At 26.7% G+C, this 2,611-nt stretch carries 3 protein-coding genes; 1 reads left to right on the forward strand and 2 read right to left on the reverse strand.

All coding sequences use genetic code 11. From position 1 onward, the window contains the following. Positions 1-581: 581 nt before the first annotated feature. Positions 582-1,217, forward strand: a complete 636-nt coding sequence (locus KPL38_RS18905) for a C40 family peptidase (protein WP_216290686.1) — start codon at positions 582-584, stop codon at positions 1,215-1,217. Positions 1,218-1,329: 112 nt separating this feature from the next. On the opposite strand, the gene KPL38_RS18910 is transcribed toward KPL38_RS18905, so the two are convergent. Then, positions 1,330-1,968, reverse strand: a complete 639-nt coding sequence (locus KPL38_RS18910; RefSeq protein WP_216290687.1) for a redox-sensing transcriptional repressor Rex — start codon at positions 1,966-1,968, stop codon at positions 1,330-1,332. A gap of 129 nt (positions 1,969-2,097) precedes the next feature. Then, entirely contained in the window at positions 2,098-2,415 is a 318-nt protein-coding gene (locus tag KPL38_RS18915; protein WP_216290688.1) for a site-specific integrase, read from the reverse strand. Positions 2,416-2,611: the final 196 nt, after the last annotated feature.

Raw genomic sequence — 2,611 nt, forward strand, 5'->3', positions numbered from 1 at the left:
AAAGCCTTTTTGTCATACCTGCTATTATTTCACTTATAGTATTACATCCAAATAAATACTTTTGTTCCTCAAATATGGAATTGTTAATTATTGTTTTCCGAGTACACTCTATAGTATATTCTAATTACCGCCTTTTAACTAGCCCTTTCATTCAGCACAAAATAATTAGTCCGCAAAAACAAGAGTATTCAATAAAAGCAGTTAGGAATAGTGAGAAAATCTTCTATTTCTTGTAGGATTTCTTTATTTCAATTAACCTATCTAATTACATGATTGTTTAAGAGCATTAGAGATACTTTTTAAATTTTCTATTTTCTGATATAATGTAAATATTGTGTTAAAAAGAACACATTAACCCTATATATGTAATATAAACCAATTATATGTATAAAGATTTATTAACATTTTAAAGCAATCCTATAATCATAAAGTGCTTAATTTTAAAAGTGATTATTATTAAAGAAATTGTAGATTGCATACATAATTTAAAAAATAGTGTAGATTTTATCTTTTATTAATTTATAAATTTTTATCTACGCAAAATGTAACATACATTTAAAATAAATATTGGAGGTAAGTATATGAAAAAAACATTAGCTTTAGTCGCAATCTTATTAACTCTAGCCGGTTCTCATACTGTATTTGCTGCTAGTGGAGTAGTAAATGCAAGTACATTAAACGTTAGACAGAAACCTTCACTTAAATCCTCAGTTTTAACTTCTATAAAAAGAAACACGAAGATAAATACTTTAGGGAAAAGTGGTGCTTTTTACAAAGTAACTTACAAAGGAAAAACTGGATATGTGTCTACTTCATACATAAAAATGGTACAAGCTTCCACCGTTTCATCAAGTTCATCATCTAAAGTAAACACTGTTGTGTCAAAAGCACATAAATTACTTGGAACTCATTACAGATATGGTGGAACATCCCCCTCTACTGGTTTTGATTGTTCAGGGTTGACTCAATACGTTTATAAAAGTGTCGGTGTTGCTTTGCCAAGAACAACTTATCAGCAGGTAAGAAAGGGTAAAAACATTAGTATAAAAAATCTTAAAGCAGGGGATTTAGTTTTTTTTATAGGAAATGAACATGTAGGATTATATATCGGCAACAACAAATTTATACAAGCACGAAAAACTGGTACAGTTATTCAGACAACTCAATTAAGTGGTTATTGGAGATCATCATTTACAGCTGCAAGAAGAATACTTTAAAAAATAATATAAAATAATAATTAATAAAGAACATCAGAATGATGAAAATCGTTTTGATGTTCTTTTTGCTTCTACTTTAACAACATTTTGGAAGCTTCAAGTCTTCCATCTTCTATAAATATGCCCTATCATTCATAAAATAACTAAGCGTTAGCAAACTGTCACATAAGTTTACATTTTTTAAGACTATTTCTTCCGGTACTTTTAAATCTACTGATGCAAAATTCCATATACCCTTAACTCCATTTTCTACCATCATGTTAGCAACTATTTGTGCGTTATTTTTAGGGACACAAATTATTCCGATGTTTGTTGGTGTCACTTTTAAAAAACTTACTAATTTGTCTATGTTTGTCACCGTAATATTTTGAATTGTTAATCCTATAAGCTTTGGATTAGCATCAAAAATACCAACTAATTTAAAGTCTAATCTTTGAAATCTAGTATAACTAGCAATAGCTTGTCCAATATTTCCTGCACCTACTATTACCATCTTATATTTTTCACAGAGTCCTAATACCTTACTAATTTCGTTCAACAATTCTTTAATTTTATAACCTGACCTCTGTTGCCCAAACTTTCCCAAACAATTTAAATCTTGCCTTATTTGAGTTGCACTAAAACCAATTTTTTCAGCCAATTGGTTTGAGGATATTCTTATAACATCATTTATTAAAAGTTCTCTCAAATATCTATGATATTTAGGTAGCCTTGTAATAACTTGCTTTGGTATATTCCTTTTTCTTTCCATGATTTACACTCCTCTGCAAAAAAATCAAACTCATTATGAAATAATACATTTCTTTTAATGTTCTTATTTCATAATGAAGACTTTAGTATTAATATGTTCAAAAACAATAACGATATTTTCTAAAGATTATTACAGTTTTATATATGATTTTGTTAAATAATTATATTGATATCTATTTGTTTTAAGATGATTAGAAGATTTTTCATTACTATTTTGTTGATTTAATTCAATTAAAAAATTATTGACTTTACGTAAAGCCACTTGCTTATGTATTATGGTACTTTGTTTATATTTTTTAACATCTTTAAGATAAAATTGATATTTATCAAAATGTTTTTTGTTTAATATAAAACCTTTATCAACATTGTTTGAGAAATACCAATCAATATATTGTTTTACATCTTTAAGATAAACATTAATAGTACATCTTCTTTTATACTTTTTCATTAAAAAACATTCAAAATAATAAACAATTATAAACCAATCTGATTTACTTTGAAAAACATCTAAATCAATTCTATTATTTATATTGGATCAATTGCAATAACAAGTTGAACCAATTTGTATTTATGACTTAAATCGTTGAATTTACTTATGCTGCATAAATTATATCTAATTGTGCTTCGAATAGATCTTCAGGAGT

This window comes from Clostridium psychrophilum, from assembly GCF_018861705.1.
In the GTDB taxonomy this organism is placed as follows: domain Bacteria; phylum Bacillota; class Clostridia; order Clostridiales; family Clostridiaceae; genus Clostridium_AD; species Clostridium_AD psychrophilum.